Origin of the sequence: Citrobacter sp. Cpo045 (assembly GCF_030332875.1) — a bacterium.
In the GTDB taxonomy this organism is placed as follows: domain Bacteria; phylum Pseudomonadota; class Gammaproteobacteria; order Enterobacterales; family Enterobacteriaceae; genus Citrobacter; species Citrobacter portucalensis.
Genome location: NZ_JAOWGZ010000093.1, coordinates 1 through 17,020 on the forward strand (window position 1 = coordinate 1; position 17,020 = coordinate 17,020).

Here is a 17,020-nt window from a genome sequence, read left to right on the forward strand (position 1 = left end):
GCTAAATAGCTGCGCCTAATACCGCTACACTTTTGCCTGACCATGTTTTCCTCCGGGGAATGGGCTGGCGGTTTCCATAAAATGGCGGACCTTTTTCAGTAACTGCCACATTGAGCGGCACTGATGATTACGGGTTATCGTGTCATGAAGTGCCTGCCATAGCCGTTCCACATGATTCACCCACGGCGAGTAAACCGGCTGGTAAATTACCCTGAACTTGGGATTTGCTTTCAACCAGCGCTGTGTTTCGCGGCTTTTATGGATAATGTAGTTATCAACGATCAGCGTGATTGTTTTCGCCCGCCGGTAAGTGGCTTTCAGGTGCTTCAGCAGAGCGATAAACAGCGCTGAACTTTTGCTGTTGCCGCCCACGTAGCTGACTTTACCCGTGCCACTGTGCAGTGCGCCGGCCAGATAGTATTTTTCGTTCTGCCCCGGCGTCACTACCCGTTTCTGCTGTCCGCGCAACTGCCAGTCCGCACCGATTTTAGGATTAAGGTGGATATCCACTTCATCTTCATAAAATACCGGATGCTCTGCGCTGCATTCATCCAGCGCTTTGTGGATTACCGCCATCTTTTCATCTTTATGTGGGTCACGGATACGCAGAGTTGGCGCGGCCCTGCGCCATACAAGCCCCGCAGATGGCAACCAGCGGCGAACGGTTCCTGCATGTAACTGGCAACCGGTTATCTCATTGATTTTTATTGCCAGTAATTCGGTGCTCCAGCGTGAACGTTGATAACCAAAATCGCCGGGAGAATGCTTTATCAGCTCACGTAACAGGGTGCAGATATGTTCAAAAGGCCAGCGTCGGGAGCGCCCTGCGGGTAAGGATTTCAGGCCTTCAATACCTGAGTGCGTAAACCAGTTAATCCAGCGACCAACGGATGAACGGGCACAACAGAGAGTTCTGGCAACATCGCTGACCCGTTCACCCCGATGAAGCATCAGCATGGCCGTGAGTCTGCGGGCATGATTTTTATCACGCGTTTTATGAATAGCTTTCTGCATCAGGCGTCGTTCGCCACGGGGTATTGGTACTATGATCGGCATCGCTCAGTCCGGTTGGTGATTTTGGTTGGTTTGGCGATTGATCAGATCGCACAATCCGGGCTGAGTTCCCTTTCAGTGATCTACTATTCCGCGCAGCTATTTAGGTATGACATTAAGATCGTATATTTGATTCTCACCTGGACCAACATTTATTATCTCAGTGGCAGGCGGGGGGATTTCTTTATCCTTGATTATTTTCAGAAGTCTGGAACCATCGATAAGCGATAATGTTCCTTTAACATTTGCGCTAAGAGCGAATTCCCATGCATCCTGAGTAAAGAACCCAGAGGTGATGATATAACCCCGCTCATATGCATTGGCTTGCACTACACCGTAAATTTCGCGGACTACCGAGACTCCTACTTTGCTGGTTTTCCATAATTTGCACTGTACCATTTCGCGGCGACCATCTTTTTGCAGCAGAATGTCGACTCCGCCGTCAGCTCCTGTATTAGTCAGAGTTGCTTTGTAGCCATTGAGTTCGAAATGCAGTCTTATAATCTTTTCGAATTGCTCCCATGTCATATTCGAGAGAATTTTCTGGGAATCATTTCCATCCTGAATGGAGGAGTAAATTCGACGTACTTCAGCAAGTTGTACATTTTTTAGCAATGTTGCGACAAACATCATCATCGAAAGGGTTAGAGATGCGCCTCGAAGGATTTCAGGGAGTATGTTACTCACGCCTACAGCAAAACGATTCATTACGAGTGCTAGGTCATCAGTACTGCTTGCAATAAACTGATAATACAAATCGCCTGGAACGTACACATAATTAGTAAGAGAAAGAATATATAGCAAGCAGGAAATCGGGAAGCCGATATACCACCGGAAAAAATAGGTTTGCTGGCTAGCACCACTGTTTCTCCATGACTGGATATTAAAAATAACGCCGAAGACTTCCTTTCCTGTACGGGTCATCGACATCTGGAGAGACAATTGTGTAATAAAGAGGCCCGCAATGACCAACGGGCCATCATGTAGAAAGAATAAAGCTAATGACGCTAGCAGGAAAAAGCACCACTGGAATTTGGCGCATCGGGACATTCCTTTTGCTGCCAATTTTCTAAAAACCATATGGTCACCATTCATTCAGAATTAAGGCTATTTGCATTCTGAGGTAGGATCGCAAATTTAGCCAAGAATTTAAATCCATCCCCTTTTGTGCAAAATCTGGTTGACATTCGCAGATTGACTCCAGTACCGTTCTGTGCAAAAAGTGGTTGGAGTCCAGAATGAGCGAATTTACGGGATCGGCAGCTTCACAGGCTGACTTTATTTGGAAGAATGCGGAAGACCTTTGGGGGGACTTCAAGCATACGGACTTTGGCAAGATCATTTTGCCGTTTACCTTGCTGCGCCGCCTGGAGTGTGCGCTGGAGCCGACCCGCGAGGCGGTGAGAGAAGCGCATGACGCTTTCAAGGATGCCGATGTCGAGCTGGATACCATTCTGCGCTCAACCGCTGAATACCCCTTCTACAACACCTCTGAATACTCCCTCGGCACCTTGGGTAGCACCAAGACGCGCCGCAATCTGGAAGACTACATCGCCCTGTTTTCGGATAATGCCCGCGCTATCTTCGAGGAGTTTGAGTTTGGCAATACGGTGATCCGGCTGGAGAAAGCGGGCTTGCTGTACAAGATTTGCCAGAACTTCGCCAAGATCGATCTGCACCCGGACGTGGTTCCGGATCGGGTGATGAGTAACATCTACGAACACCTAATTCGCCGCTTTGGTGCCGAGGTCAATGAAGGGGCCGAGGACTTCATGACGCCGCGCGACATCGTTCACCTAGCGACCGCATTGCTACTTGACCCGGATGATGCCCTGTTTGAGGCCAGCCCCGGTTTGATTCGTACTCTGTATGACCCGACCTGTGGCACGGGTGGCTTCCTCACCGATGCCATGAACCATGTGGGTGACTACGGTAACCGCGACAAGATCCCGCCAGTGCTGGTGCCGCACGGGCAGGAGTTGGAGCCGGAAACCCATGCGGTTTGTGTAGCCGGTATGCTGATCCGCCGTTTGGAGTCCGACCCAGGCCGAGATCTGTCGAAGAACATTCGTCAGGGCAGCACGCTGTCCAACGACCAGTTTGCCGGTGAGCGTTTCCACTACTGCCTGTCCAATCCGCCTTTCGGCAAGAAATGGGAGAAGGACAAAACCGCCGTCGAAGCAGAACACAAAAAAGGTGAGTTGGGCCGTTTTGGGCCGGGCCTGCCGAAAATTAGCGATGGCTCCATGCTGTTTTTGATGCACCTGGCGAGCAAGCTAGAACTGCCGATCAACGGCGGTGGCCGCGCCGCTATCGTGCTGTCGGGTTCGCCACTGTTTAACGGCGGTGCCGCGTCTGGCGAATCGGAAATACGCCGTTGGTTGCTGGAAGACGACCTGATTGAAGCCATTGTAGCTCTGCCAACGGATCTGTTCTTCCGCACCAATATCGCCACCTACCTGTGGATTCTGTCCAACAAGAAGCCGCAGGAGCGCAAAGGCAAGGTGCAGTTGATCAACGCCACCGACCTTTGGACTTCAATCCGCAACGAGGGCAACAAGCGCCGTATTGTCAGCGATGAGCAGCGCCGCCAGATTCTGGACATCTACGCCACAGGCGAAACCGGAGCGCTTTCCCGGATGCTTGACTACCGTACCTTTGGCTACCGCCGTATCAAGGTCCTGCGCCCGCTGCGCATGACCCTGGAGCTGGATAAGGTGGGCATGGATCGGTTGGAAGCCGAAGCTGCCTGGGAAAAGCTCTCTGATGCGCATCAGACATTCTGGCGTGAAGCCCTCAAGCCGCTGATCGGGCAAACGCAGCCCTATAGCTGGGCAGAAACCTTTGTTAGGGACTCGATCAAGTCCGATGAAGCAAAGCAGCTCAAGGTCAAATCCAACAAGACATTGATCACCGCCCTAATCAGCGCCTTTGGTCACAAAGACCCGAAAGCCGAGCCAGTCACGGATTCCAACGGCGAGCTGGTGCCAGACACAGATTTGACTGATTACGAGAACGTCCCCTATCTGGATGACATCGACGACTACTTTGCCCGCGAAGTGCTTCCTCATGTGCCGGATGCTTGGCTGGATGAGAGCTTTACCGATGCCAGGGATGGTCAATTGGGCCGCGTTGGCTACGAGATCAACTTCAACCGCTTCTTCTACCAGTACCAGCCGCCGCGCAAGCTGCATGATATTGATGAAGACCTGAAGCAGGTAGAAGCCGAGATTGCCGCGCTACTGGCGGAGGTGGCCAGCGAATGAGCCAGTACAGAGCATATCCCGCGTATAAGGATTCCGGCATTGAGTGGATTGGGCAGGTGCCGGAGCATTGGAAGATTGCGCAGATTAAGCGAATTTCCGCCTTGAATCCCAGGAAATCGACCTTAAGCGAGGAAAAGGATTCTCTTTGCACATTTCTCCCTATGGAAAAGCTGAGAACCAATGCTGTAACACTTGATGAAACTCGTCCTATTCATGAAGTGTATGGTGGATATAGCTATTTCTGCGATGGCGATATTCTGATCGCCAAGGTAACGCCTTGCTTCGAGAATGGAAACATAGCGATAGCCAATGGTCTGGTTAACGGCATTGGGTTTGGCTCTACTGAAATCAATGTTCTTCGGGTAAATGGAAAGGGACATAACCGGTTTCTTTACTACCGTCTGCAAGAAGAGCAGTTCAGAACAATTGCCAAATCTGAGATGAGAGGCACTGGAGGCTTAAAGCGAGTTCCAACGGATCTGTTTGAGTCATTTACTATCGGGCTTCCCGACACTGACGAACAAGCCACCATCGCGGCCACCCTCGACCGCGAAACCGCCCGTATTGATGCGCTTATCGAGAAGAAAAACCGCTTTGTCGAGCTACTGAAGGAAAAGCGGCAGGGGCTGATTACCCATGCTGTCACCAAGGGACTAGACCGCAACGCCAAGATGAAGGATTCCGGCATTGAGTGGATTGGGCAGGTGCCGGAGCACTGGGAGGCGACAAAACTAAAGCATGTTGCTGCATTCTCTGGTGGTGGTACGCCATCAAAAGAAAATCCAGACTATTGGAACGGCTGCATCCCTTGGGTCTCTCCAAAGGATATGAAACATGAGGTGATTACCGATTCTATAGATCATATAACTACCAAAGGACTGGAAAATAGTGCCACGAAACTGATTGACTCGGGAGCGGTGTTGCTGGTTGCTCGATCAGGTATTCTTCGTCACACGATACCGGTTGGGATCAATAATGTTCCTGTTAGCTTAAATCAGGACATGAAAGCATTGAGCCTTGATGAAACTAGGGTTAGACCCCGGTTTATACTTCGGTGGGTACAGGGTCTTAACCGCTCGTTGCTTGGGATATGGGCAAAAGAAGGAGCTACTGTTGAAAGCTTAGAGCATGAATATGTAGCGAACACTCGTCTACCTCTTCCAGATCTGAAGGAGCAAGATGCCATTCTAGCCACCCTCGACCTTGAAACCGCCCGCATTGATGCTCTGATTAGCAAGTCGGAACAAAGTATCACCCTGCTCAAAGAACGCCGCGCCGCCTTTATCACCGCCGCTGTCACCGGCCAGATTGATTTGCGAGGAAAACAATAAATGCAATCAGCAGCACATCAGGAAAAATACTTCCAGCAATACATCATCGACCGGTTGGTAGATCAGGGCTGGAAGCTGGGTGATTCCAAGTTCTACAACACCGAGCGGGCGGTGTATCCCGAAGACCTGGAAAGCTGGATCAAAACCAGCGGCCAGCAGGAAAAATGGGACAAGCTGGAACGGCTCAACGGGGCCAAAACCCTTGAAGTGCTGATGGATCGCTTGGATAAAGCACTGGAGAAACAAGGCACCATGCAGGTGTTGCGCCAGGGCTTTTCCATTGCCGGTTGCGGCCTGATCGAGATGACCGAGGCCGCACCGGAAGACAAGCGCAATGCAGCAGTCATTGAGCGCTACCAGGCCAATATACTGCGCGTGGTGCCGGAGCTGAAGTATCACCCGGCCCGTGAATTTGCCATTGATCTGGTGCTGTTTATCAACGGTCTGCCGGTGGCAACCGTCGAACTGAAGACCGACTTCACCCAGTCCTGCGAAGCGGCCATGGATCAGTACCGCAATGATCGCCTGCCGTATGACGCCCAGACCAAACGCCGGGAGCCATTGCTGACCTTCAAGCGTGGGGCAGTGGTACATTTCGCCATGTCCGACTCTGAAATCATGATGGCGACCAAGCTGGATGGAGAAAGCACCTTTTTCCTGCCGTTCAATAAGGGGCGCAATGACGAAAGCGGCACTGTACATGCGGGTAACCCGCCAGGTGAGATTAAGGCCGATGGTACCCAGGAATACCCGGTAGCCTACTTCTGGGAGGCGGTCTGCCAGCCGGATGCCTGGCTGCGGATTTTCCATAGCTTTGTCTACGTCGAGAAAAAGGACGTGGTGGATATTCAGGGCAACTGGTCGAAGAAAGAAACCCTGATTTTCCCGCGCTTTCACCAATGGACGGCAGTGAACCAGATGCTGGCCGATGCCCGCGAAAATGGCGCAGGCATGACCTACCTGTGTGACCACAGCGCCGGTTCCGGCAAGACCAGCACCATTTCCTGGACGGCCCATGACTTGGTGAAACTGCGCGAAGATAACGGCGACGCGGTATTTAACAGCGTGATCATTGTCACCGACCGTAATGTGCTGGACGGCCAGCTCCAGGACGCGGTGAAGCAGATTGACCATCAGTTTGGGGTGATCGCCGCCATTGACCGGCAGAAGTCATCCAAGTCCAAGAGCAAGCAGCTCTCGGATGCCTTGTTGTCTGGCACGCCGATTGTGGTAGTAACGATCCAGACCTTCCCCTACGCGATGGAAGCCATCATCACTGACAAGGCCCTGAAAGGGAAAAACTTTGCTGTGATCATTGATGAGGCGCATAACTCGCAGACTGGCTCTACCGCCGCTAAGCTGCAAGCCGCGCTGGGGATGAGCGGACAAGGCAAAATGTCCACCATGACGGTGGATGAACTACTGGAGCAACTGCAAAAGTCTCGCGCCCGCCCGGACAATATCAGCTACTTCGCCTTTACCGGCACGCCCAAGCACTCCACTTTGATGCTGTTTGGTCGCCCGACAGATCCAAGCCAACCGATCTCGGACGATAACCCGCCGCAAGCCTTCCACCTGTACACCATGCGCCAGGCCATTGAGGAGAAATTCATTCTCGATGTGTTGAACGGCTATGTGCCCTACAAAACGGCCTTCAACCTTTCCAAGCAGCTTGAAGACAGCAAGCGGGTAAGCGGCAAGGCCGCCAAACGCGCCCTGGCACAGTGGATGTCATTGCATCCCACCAATGTGACCCAGAAGGTACAGTTTATCGTTGAGCACTTCACCAAAAACGTCGCCCACCGGCTGGATGGCAAGGCCAAGGCGATGGTAGTGACCAGCTCCCGTGCCGCTGCCATTCGCTACAAGAAGGCGTTTGACCGCTATATCGAGCAGCACAGCGAGTACGGCTTTATTCATTCACTGGTGGCCTTCTCCGGCAAGATGACCGGTAAGCAGGTGATGCACCAGGATGACAGCGAGTTCAAGGATGATGTGTTTATCGTCGATGAGAACGAGGAGTTCACCGAGCAGAGCATGAACCCGGATGTCCACGGGCAGGATTTGCGCTTTGCCTTTGACCGCCCGGAATACCGGGTGATGTTGGTGGCCGACAAGTTCCAGACTGGCTTTGACCAGCCCAAACTGGTCGCCATGTATGTGGACAAGAAAATCGCCAACCATGTGGAGATTGTGCAGACCTTCGCCCGCCTGAACCGGACGGCACCTGGGAAGGATGAAGTCTTTATCATCGACTTCGTGAACGATCCAGAGAACGTGCGCAAGGCCTTTGCCACCTATGACAAAGGCGCTCACATCAGCGAAGTGCAAGACCTCAATGTGGTCTACGAGATCAAGGAGCGACTGGACGAGCACGGCCTGTACGACGAGAAGGACTTGGCCGCGTTCAAAGAAGCCCGCTTCAAGACCATACGTGACATCACCCATACTAAATCGCCACAGCACAAGGCGCTGTATACCGCTACAGCTGGAGCGACGGCCTTGTATAACGACAAGATGAAAATGTTGCGCGATGGCATGGCAACCTGGGAAGCAGCGTTTGAGAAGGCCCGCGCCAGGGGTGATGAGGCGGGCATGAAGTCTGCCGATCACCACCAGGATGAGTATGCCGAGCAAATCAAGGCGCTGATGGGCTTCAAGTCGGACCTGGGGCGCTTCTGCCGTACCTATTCCTATATCGCCCAACTGATTGATTTTGGCGACCCGGAGTTGGAGAACTTTGCCGCTTTCGCCAAGCTGCTGCAAAAGCGCCTTCAGCACGAAGCACCGGAAACCGTGGACTTGACAGGCCTGGTGCTTACTGGCTTTGACATCAATGCTCGACCCGATGACGTAGAAGAAGAAGGCAAAACCCCGGTATTGCAACCAGCAGGTGCAGGCGGTGGTGGAGCGGCAGGCGACAAGCCGAAATTCGTCAAAGAGATTATCGAGAGGCTCAACAGCCTGTTTGGTGAGGCGACGCCGATCCAGGATCAGGTGGCTTTCGTTAATCAGATTTCAGCGATTACCGGTGAAAGCGATGTCGTCATGGCTCAGGTGGAAAGCAACACCCGTGAGCAGGCTATGAAAGGCAACCTCCCCGGTGCTGTGCAGCAAGCTGTTGTTCGTGCTTTGTCCAGTCATCAGAAGCTGGCAACCCAGGTGCTCAAGTCTGACCGTCAGGGCATGACCGCATTGGTTGATATGGTGTATGACCTGCTACGCGAAGGCAAAGACATCGATCTGGGTATGGATTAAGCAGATGCTTGACCTGCTGAATCTGCCAGGCATCAAGCCGGTCGATATGCGCCACGAAGGCAAGTGCCTTGTGATAGTCGCTGAGCCGGTAACGGTCGAGGTGCCGTTATGTGGGGACTGCAACATCCCTATGCACAGACACGGTACGCGCAAAAACAAGTTCATGGACACGCCGTTGTACATGGAGCCCGTCCGCCTTGAAGTTCAGCGCCCGCGCTTTCGCTGTGAGTCGTGCGGAAAAATGTCCATGCCGGAGTTGAGTTTTCTGGATGACAAACGCCGAGCCACCAAACGGCTGGTCGATGTTATTCGGCAACAGTGCCTGGGAACCACCTTCCATGCTTTAGCTGAGCAAACCGGTGTGGCGGTGAACACCGTCAAGAACATCGCTCACGATCTCATTGAGGAACTCTCCCAAACCGTTCGTTACGAAACCCCAGTCATCATGGGCATTGACGAAGTGAACCTGGCCGGAGGGTATCGCTGTGTAATCACCAATCTGGCAACCAACAACGTCTTTGATATGTTGGAGCATCGAACTCAAGAGCATTTGAAGCCCTTCTTCAAGGATTTGCCGGATGCTGACAAGGTGGAATGGGTCTGTACGGATATGTGGCGACCCTTCAAGCGTTCCTTTGCTCAGTATCTGCCCAACGCCAAACTGGTGATCGACAAGTTCCATGTCGTCAAGATGGCTTCTGAAGCCTTGGAAGTGGAGCGCAAGAACTATCAGGCACAGTTAAGCAAAGAAGATCGCATTTACGTCAAAAAGTCGATTCGCTGGATCACCCTGAAGCGACCCGGCAACTTGACACCCGCAGAGCAAAAGGCGCTGGAGGTTGTAAAGCAGGCGATCCCAGCACTTGCCATGGCCTATGACTTCAAGGAAGCCTTCTTCTGCATCTACGACGAACCCGACAAGCAGAGCGCTCAGAACGCCTTTGAGGCTTGGGAGAACAGCCTTCCACTTTATGGCATGGAGCCTTTCAAAACACTGGTAAAAACGGTACACAACCATTACGACGACATCTTTGCCTACTGGGATGCGCCGTTCTCAATCACCAATGGCTATACAGAAGGGCTCAACGGCTTGATCAAGATGTCCAATCGGTTAGGTCGGGGTTATAGCTATGAGATCATCCGTGCAAAGACGTTGTACTCCAAAGAAGCCCGCAAGGTTGGCAGTGGTATTCGAGCAGGACGAGGCAAGGTCGAGTATGGACCGCACATTCCGACATTGTTGAAGCAGGCAGAAGGTGGAGAGTTGGATTAACGCGAGAGATGGCGCGTCTGAGAATCCAACCAATGTTAGATTTTCGCTGGGTGGTGAAAAACAGAAAAATCCAACCAGAAGCAGCTTTTTTTCCGACTAAGAATCAAGGGTTAGAATGGATGAATTCCAACCCTAGAATGCAAATAGCCAGAATTAATTCTAAGAAAGGTGCGCCTCAGTATCCCATTACAGTTATCAATGAATACATCGTAAAACATGACTGATAAACAAATCAGGGCAAATGTATAAACGATGATTTCTTCAACATATGGAAAATCAGGGTAAATCGCACCTAAATAAATTGCTGACAGTACAAGATACCCACCCCACAATTGGAACAACCGTGGTCTTACTAACAACCATGTGAGTAACGCCAGTACCACTAAGTTTGCAATGCCTATGGCGTTGATCGTCTTTATGGAAGTGAGCGGCACAAAGTACAGAACGCAATAAACGCTACATATCAGAATCACAATGGCGTAAATCACAACACGCTGGAGTAGAGAGTTCATGGTTTCCTCATACACTTTACAGGCCTGTATAACAGAATACCACCGTGTAGCGATTGACGAAGCATATCAGTGTATCTAGTTAATCATTCTCATCTCCCTCACAAGCAATTTGGCTCGGCATCCAATAAGGATGATTTGAAGTCTTGACGTAACTGAACACCATTCTGCATGGAACGCTCGTTAAGTTCGCAACTATCATACTTCTGTCACTGTTTTCAAGGAATTCAGCGCCAGAAAGTTCATTTTCATTCCAGAGACCAGCATTAGAAAGGGTTGCCATCGCATCTGGAAGCGCGTTTATTGCCTTGGTTGCGGGAATTGGTAATTTATCCCGACTTCCACAACCCAGGATAAGGAAGCATAAAAGAACAGTCGTGATAGATTTCATTCTCTCTTCCTCATTTTGGTGTTGTGGGTATTAAAGAGGTCGATGGCTTCAGTTCCCGTGATGGGTATCCAGTAAGGAGGGATGGCTGGAGCCTCATAAAATGGAATTCTCCCGCAGCCTGCTACGGGTAGAGAACAAACAAACAGGATTTCGTCGAACTGGTTTTCAAGTGCCCACAACTGGCTGTACCCAACTAATCCATTTAATTTTGCTTCATGGTGAATTTTCAGAATCGAAAATACAGCCTTCGCAAAACCAAATGGTGGGTTACCAAAGCGTATTGGATCGATACCCAGCGATGTCAGTGCAGACTTCGATATATCATTAAACCTATTGAATAGCGCAGAGCCATGTTCATGGTCTGTTCTTAGGGCAAAAGGAATAGTATTGTCGGGGCTAATTAAGCATTGCTCTTTGAATTGACGGAAACCAGACACACGTTGGATATGGCATTCGACTGATCGCAGAAACAAATCAGGCACACAAAAATCATGAGCAGTAAAACCTTCGAATCCTTCATCGTTACAGAGCTGGTTTGTTAACCTGAACCACAATTGGTAGGCAGATAGTACCTCCTCGTAAGTGCTTCTGACCTCCACATTATTGGTTTTGTAAAAGGTTTCGATCATCATGACTGATTACCTTTGATGCGGCTGCTGTCGTTGTTTAATGGAACGGTCACCTGAATCCCCACGCGCCAGAAAGCCTAAATTGACGATCCTGAAATTTACTCGCCCTACGAGACTATCATGGGGAATGAGACCTCTGAGGTTCCTAGGTGTGCCAGGGGGATTGTCCCAGTAACGGGAATCAAGCGAATGGTCTCGGTTATCACCGGCCATAAAGTAGTATCCTTCGGGAATGATCCATTTCTTACCCGTTTTCACGTAGCCGATACGGTTATCTGTCTGGAAGATATAACTTTGACCGGCAGTGTCGGTATCTGCCTGGTATTGAGTAGTAAAACCATCTTTTTTAATCTGGTTTCCGTTTTGTTTACCGTTTATCGAGAAGATTTTCTCTTCGTTGTATGTGACGGTATCGCCAGGAATACCTAATACGCGTTTGACATAGTAAACGCCGGGAACAGAAGGGGCGTTAAAAACGAGTACGTCCCCACGCCTAATAGCGCGATGATCGAATAAACCACCTACACGCTGAGCGATAACCAAGTCTCCAGGTTTTATAGTTGGGTACATGGATTCTGTCGGGATCAGGAATACACCGCCGAGAAACTGAAAGGACACAATAACCGCAAGCGACAATGAGGAGGAAACTATCAACCAATGTTTTGGACGACGAGACCTTATCAGCTGATAAGAGAGGTAAAGTGCAGAGATGATAAAAACAATAATTAACGGTTTCATGGAGTTATATACCACGCTTAATATTTTTTGCGTAATTAGAGAGCGATTTACCCAAAAACAGGTATACGAGACAGGTGAAAAGGTAAACAAAATGGATGCTGGTGGTTTTTTGGGCTAAAGTGAAAAATTGGTTCGCCTGCCCACCAGCTAATGTGTAATTGAGTTGAACTGTTGGTTTTTCAGCATCGACATAAAAACTTCTAGTTTTCATGAAGGTTAACGGCTTGAAAAATACTTTATAACCAACTCGTGCATAAATTGTGCATGTTGTAATGGTTATTACCAACGGCACATAGAATGGAATAATTGTATTGAGCCAGCACAATAATGACCACACCAGCACTGAATCCAGTAGAAACCTGGCAATAGAGTTGGCCTGCGTTCTGCCCGCTACCACCATAATGGGTATAAATTTAACCATGAAATCCACCATAGTTATACTTGTTTACACCATCTTATAGACAGACAAATTTTCTCCGACTTTTTTTGAACGCAAAACGACCCCGAAAAACGGACATTATATGGTCAGGAATTTCGATAGTTTAAGAGAACATGGTAAATTTTTTCTATCGAAATTTGTGGAGAATTGAAATGAGCAGTGATGCCACTAAGATGGTTGAAGCCTTTGTTAAAGACCCATTAAGTTACGATAGATTTGGGCCAGAGCTTATTTCAAATCAAAAATGTGTCCTCAACATCAATGGGCATGAAATGTCAATTGATGAAGCAGTTAAGATGAGTGATATTGAAAAGTCGCTCTTAGATGAAATTTACCATCTCATAGACGCAATGACAAAAGCGGAAGTCAATTTCTCAAAGGGAAAAAAGAATCTTTTTCGTCGGATGTTCGATCATTTAACAGGTTCCGAAATCTTACGGAAAGCCCAGCTAGATATTTATAACAAAGTAGTTATGAAACTATGCGAACGGATACCTGATCATTTCAAAATGCTAACCGCTCATGCTGAAATCACGAAGGGTTTGGAGGCAATCTATGCGCAAGATATTCATCAGCTAGAGGTTTTCATAGATGTTGTTGAGTCATATCTGAAAAATAAGAACGAGTGTGACTATAGTGTCACAAGCAATGAATATATGGCAATTAACAGGCTACGGATAAGAGTTAATAACTTTCAGGGAGTTCTTGTTGGTTTAAAACTAAGTCAGGTTCAAGCACAAATGAGCTATGAAACAGCTGTCGATGTAAAAGATAGCCTTCGAGATATTAAAGATAATTTATTACCTATGTGGGAAGGGCAGGCTAAGAACATCAACGCCAGTGGTGTTTGTAGTGGTATTGATGAAGTGGCTCATGAAAAATTCAAGAAGCTGGTCAATAAATTAAATAAGAACATAAGGTGAGATAACATGAAGATCATAAATAGTATTGATATATTAGATGTCAAAGTGGCTAAGGAATTTGATAAATATGCTGTTGATGTAAGTATGGAATCATCAATAAAAGATGCAGTCAGATCTTTCCAGATTGGTGATATTGATGCCGCGCATAACTTTGGACGATTGGAGGACACTACTGATATTAATTATCTTGATAACCTCCTTCTCAGCGTCAGCTCATCATCTCAGGGCAAGAAGGGAGAGACTCTGAATGAGATTGTTGCACTGGCTCGTGAAGTCAGTAATGCAGTCGAACCAAGTTATCTTCAAAAGAAACTGTCACGGATACCGTATGTTGGGCCTTTCATAATGAAAGCCATCGGTCTTCATTTTAGTGCAATGTCAAGATTTGATTCAGTTAAAGGACAAATCGATATTTTAACCTCGGATATCGAAAGCATATCGGAGGGGTTGTTTGAAATGAATAAAAATATTGATGGAATGTATGACCAAGCTTTAACTAGTGTAAAAAATACAGGGGTTAACATTGTAGCTGCCTATTACATTCTGGAGAAGTTACAAACAGTTCAGGCTTCTATTCGTAAGGAACTAAAAAATCAGCCTGATAATACCATGCTGAGCATGGAAGCAATGAATATTGAACATCAAATCGCCCTCATAACAAAACGTCGAAATGACATGATCACGGAACAACAAAAGGCATTTGAAGACCTAAAGATGATGAAAATGATGAAGTTCAATAACCTCTCGATGGTAGACCAGTTTGAAACTATTATTAAAGTAACGATACCATCTTCTAAACGCAGCCATCTTATTATTGACCAGGCCGAAAGGAGTGATAAAAGCTCATTACTGATTCAGGCAATTGGTGATTCTGTAAATCAACAAGCCAGACGTCAAGCTTTGTTAGTAAAAGAGAGCAGTATTCGTGTAGCCAAAACAGCTAATCGTACTGTATATGATGTTGAGACAATTGATTACATATCAAACCAGATCAATGAGGCCGGTCGAGAAATTAAAAAAATCCACGACCGAGCCAAGACGCAACATACCCAGCTTGAAGCTCGCGCAGCGCAATGGAAGGAGAAGCGTTTTATGGTAGCAAAAGAACTGTCTTCCAAATAATAGTTAAATTTAGAGGATGTGCTATGGCTAGAATCAGACAAAGTAATCCATATGATGATGTTGAGAATGCTATTAGACGGAAGCGTGATAGAGCTATATATTTTACCTTAGCTATATCTCTAATCTTCGCTATTATATTTCTAATATTATGGTTTTGTATTCCATCAGACATGCCAGTAGATGAGCAAGTCAAACAGGTTTCTGACGATATATTCAACATTCTACGCTCCAATGAGTTAGTTCCTGAAAATGCTTTTGATACGATAGGATCATTTATTTCCATATATGGAAGAGTTGGTGTGGGTGTATGTATATTGATTGTAATACTAGGGGCAATTATTAATGGGAATGGTTTACATCTTGAGATAATGACAAGTTGCATAGTATTGTTTGTAGGGTTTAATTTATTTATTGCTGCATTTGGTGATGAGCCTCATAATTATAAATACAATACCGACAAAATAAGTACTGCTATGAAAACTGGAGACTTGGACTCTTTGTATGAAATCTATGGAGACAGAGGGAGTTTACTAAGAAAGTCAGTTGAAAAAGCACTTGCAGATCCTAAACCAGCTACTGCAAAAAAACTGGGAGATATCGATGGCCTGTTACTCAGAGGTGTAATAATTACTGCTGAAAAAGTATCTGATAGCAATTATAAAAATCATCTTGGAAACTTGGTTTTGTTAATGCCTGAATATAAAGAGGATAGTGTCAAAGACAAAAACACACTGTTTGATTCACAACTTTATAAAGCTATTGATTACCATATTTATGACATTGGTTACAAGTCTGGTGCGCTTGCTTAAAATCCTCTTTCTGCTTGGAAGTCGGGAAATGATCTTAAATCCAATTATATTAAATATATTATAAAAAGTACTGCTCTAATATTTTTTATACTTGCCGTAATTTTTGTGGTGATTATACTGCTGACGGTTAGAAATGGCCGTAGGCTTACTTATTTGATAGAGTCTAATATTAAATATCTGTCGAAATAAAATAAAACGCCCTGATGGAGTATATAGTAAAAACAGTGTCTATTCGCGTGTGAGTGAGTGACAGGGCTTTACATATAACGTCAGCGGCTTTCATTTCAAACGTACATACTGTGTATAATGGTATGTACGTTTTTTATTTGCGCCGAGTCCTTCGGCGGTAACCATTCATCCATGAATTTTTGTTCAGTGTTTAATTGCACCTTGTGAGTGCGACTTGTTCCAACAAGTCGGGAGAGATAGGAGTTACGTCATTGGTTTAGCAGGACGGGGATAGTTATTTGCGGCAAGTACAGAGTTGTCGCCGCATCCATGCGGCTTTGACAGTTCAGTTGTTCACTCATTGATTCACCTTCTTGATTAATTGCACTTAATTTACCACCACATTGCAACCGCTCCTTACCACGTGTTGCAAATTAATCGCACCACAACTTTCACGGAAAGTACCACTTCGTCGGATCTCGGCTTTGTGCCAAAAACGGACATTGACTTTGGCTGTTACTGAATTGCAGGTTTTAGTTAATCCACGAATAAATCTCCCAAACACCTGCACTATCCATCAACAGTATAAGCTGATTTAACGTTTAGTATTTCTTATTAAGTTTTTAACCACGGTCTTGCGGGCGCGAAACCGCTAGAGCGCTTACTTAGCGAAATGATGTACGCTTGGAAGCAATTGATTTAGCGTGGATTAAAGGTTAACTTCTTCTGAGTAAAATTCATAAAAGAAGGCAATAGTGACCTGCTCCCCGTTGATTAGTACACCCCGATGTTAGTAATGTCTTCATAAGCCACATGAGGACATCCCCATGAAGAAGCGTTTTTCCGACGAACAGATCATCAGTATTCTCCGCGAAGCCGAAGCCGAAGCCGAAGCTGGGGTACCCGCCCGTGAACTCTGCCGCAAGCATGCCATTTCCGATGCCACGTTTTACACCTGGCGTAAGAAGTATGGCGGTATGGAGGTGCCTGAAGTTAAGCGCCTGAAGTCGCTTGAGGAAGAGAACGCCAGACTCAAGAAGCTGCTTGCCGAAGCCATGCTGGATAAAGAGGCGCTTCAGGTGGCTCTTGGGCGAAAGTACTGACGACAGAC

Annotated in this window: 13 protein-coding genes and 1 pseudogene; 8 read left to right on the plus strand and 6 right to left on the minus strand. The window is 47.5% G+C overall.

Features of this window, described 5'->3' with window-relative positions; all coding sequences use genetic code 11:
- Positions 1 to 24: 24 nt before the first annotated feature.
- Both OGY13_RS11035 and OGY13_RS11040 read right to left on the minus strand, forming a co-directional pair.
- Entirely contained in the window at positions 25 to 1,056 is a 1,032-nt protein-coding gene (locus OGY13_RS11035) for an IS630-like element ISEc33 family transposase (protein WP_001395480.1), read from the minus strand.
- A gap of 96 nt (positions 1,057 to 1,152) precedes the next feature.
- The gene (locus tag OGY13_RS11040; protein ID WP_279653468.1) at positions 1,153 to 2,133 is read right to left on the minus strand and encodes a restriction endonuclease; all 981 of its coding nucleotides are present in this window, start codon (positions 2,131 to 2,133) and stop codon (positions 1,153 to 1,155) included.
- Between the two features lie 158 nt (positions 2,134 to 2,291).
- Between OGY13_RS11040 and OGY13_RS11045 the strand changes: the two genes are divergently transcribed.
- From OGY13_RS11045 to OGY13_RS11060, 4 genes are read left to right on the plus strand one after another with little or no spacing between them, the layout of a single operon-like run.
- Positions 2,292 to 4,319, plus strand: coding sequence for a type I restriction-modification system subunit M (locus OGY13_RS11045; protein WP_009653620.1), 2,028 nt, complete (start codon positions 2,292 to 2,294; stop codon positions 4,317 to 4,319).
- On the plus strand, positions 4,316 to 5,650 hold the full coding sequence (locus OGY13_RS11050; protein ID WP_009653617.1) for a restriction endonuclease subunit S: 1,335 nt from the start codon (positions 4,316 to 4,318) through the stop codon (positions 5,648 to 5,650). Before OGY13_RS11045 ends, OGY13_RS11050 begins: the two co-directional genes overlap by 4 nt.
- Complete coding sequence (locus tag OGY13_RS11055; RefSeq protein ID WP_009653619.1) at positions 5,651 to 8,908, plus strand: type I restriction endonuclease subunit R; 3,258 nt, start codon at positions 5,651 to 5,653, stop codon at positions 8,906 to 8,908.
- A 4-nt stretch (positions 8,909 to 8,912) separates the two neighbouring features.
- Complete coding sequence (locus OGY13_RS11060) at positions 8,913 to 10,181, plus strand: ISL3-like element ISKpn25 family transposase (RefSeq protein ID WP_286637627.1); 1,269 nt, start codon at positions 8,913 to 8,915, stop codon at positions 10,179 to 10,181.
- 591 nt (positions 10,182 to 10,772) lie between these two features.
- Here the strand turns inward: OGY13_RS11060 and OGY13_RS11065 are convergent.
- Genes OGY13_RS11065 through OGY13_RS11080 form a run of 4 tightly spaced genes read right to left on the minus strand, consistent with a single transcriptional unit; the run spans position 10,773 to position 12,869 of the window.
- A complete protein-coding gene (locus tag OGY13_RS11065; protein ID WP_016241595.1) occupies positions 10,773 to 11,081 on the minus strand; it encodes a hypothetical protein in 309 nt (102 codons plus the stop codon).
- Positions 11,078 to 11,713, minus strand: coding sequence for a hypothetical protein (locus OGY13_RS11070; RefSeq protein ID WP_016241596.1), 636 nt, complete (start codon positions 11,711 to 11,713; stop codon positions 11,078 to 11,080). The genes OGY13_RS11065 and OGY13_RS11070 overlap by 4 nt, the downstream gene beginning before the upstream one ends.
- Positions 11,714 to 11,719: 6 nt before the next feature.
- A complete protein-coding gene (gene lepB / locus OGY13_RS11075) occupies positions 11,720 to 12,448 on the minus strand; it encodes a signal peptidase I (RefSeq protein ID WP_007372211.1) in 729 nt (242 codons plus the stop codon).
- A gap of 4 nt (positions 12,449 to 12,452) precedes the next feature.
- Complete coding sequence (locus OGY13_RS11080) at positions 12,453 to 12,869, minus strand: hypothetical protein (protein WP_016241597.1); 417 nt, start codon at positions 12,867 to 12,869, stop codon at positions 12,453 to 12,455.
- A 170-nt stretch (positions 12,870 to 13,039) separates the two neighbouring features.
- Between OGY13_RS11080 and OGY13_RS11085 the strand changes: the two genes are divergently transcribed.
- The 4 genes and pseudogenes from OGY13_RS11085 to OGY13_RS11100 all read left to right on the plus strand — a co-directional run.
- Entirely contained in the window at positions 13,040 to 13,810 is a 771-nt protein-coding gene (locus OGY13_RS11085) for a hypothetical protein (RefSeq protein WP_016241598.1), read from the plus strand.
- A 6-nt stretch (positions 13,811 to 13,816) separates the two neighbouring features.
- A complete protein-coding gene (locus OGY13_RS11090) occupies positions 13,817 to 14,932 on the plus strand; it encodes a toxic anion resistance protein (protein ID WP_007372209.1) in 1,116 nt (371 codons plus the stop codon).
- A 23-nt stretch (positions 14,933 to 14,955) separates the two neighbouring features.
- Complete coding sequence (locus OGY13_RS11095) at positions 14,956 to 15,741, plus strand: hypothetical protein (RefSeq protein ID WP_286637631.1); 786 nt, start codon at positions 14,956 to 14,958, stop codon at positions 15,739 to 15,741.
- 995 nt (positions 15,742 to 16,736) lie between these two features.
- A pseudogene (locus tag OGY13_RS11100) lies at positions 16,737 to 17,006 on the plus strand (transposase); the annotation flags it as partial.
- Between the last annotated feature and the right edge of the window lie 14 nt (positions 17,007 to 17,020).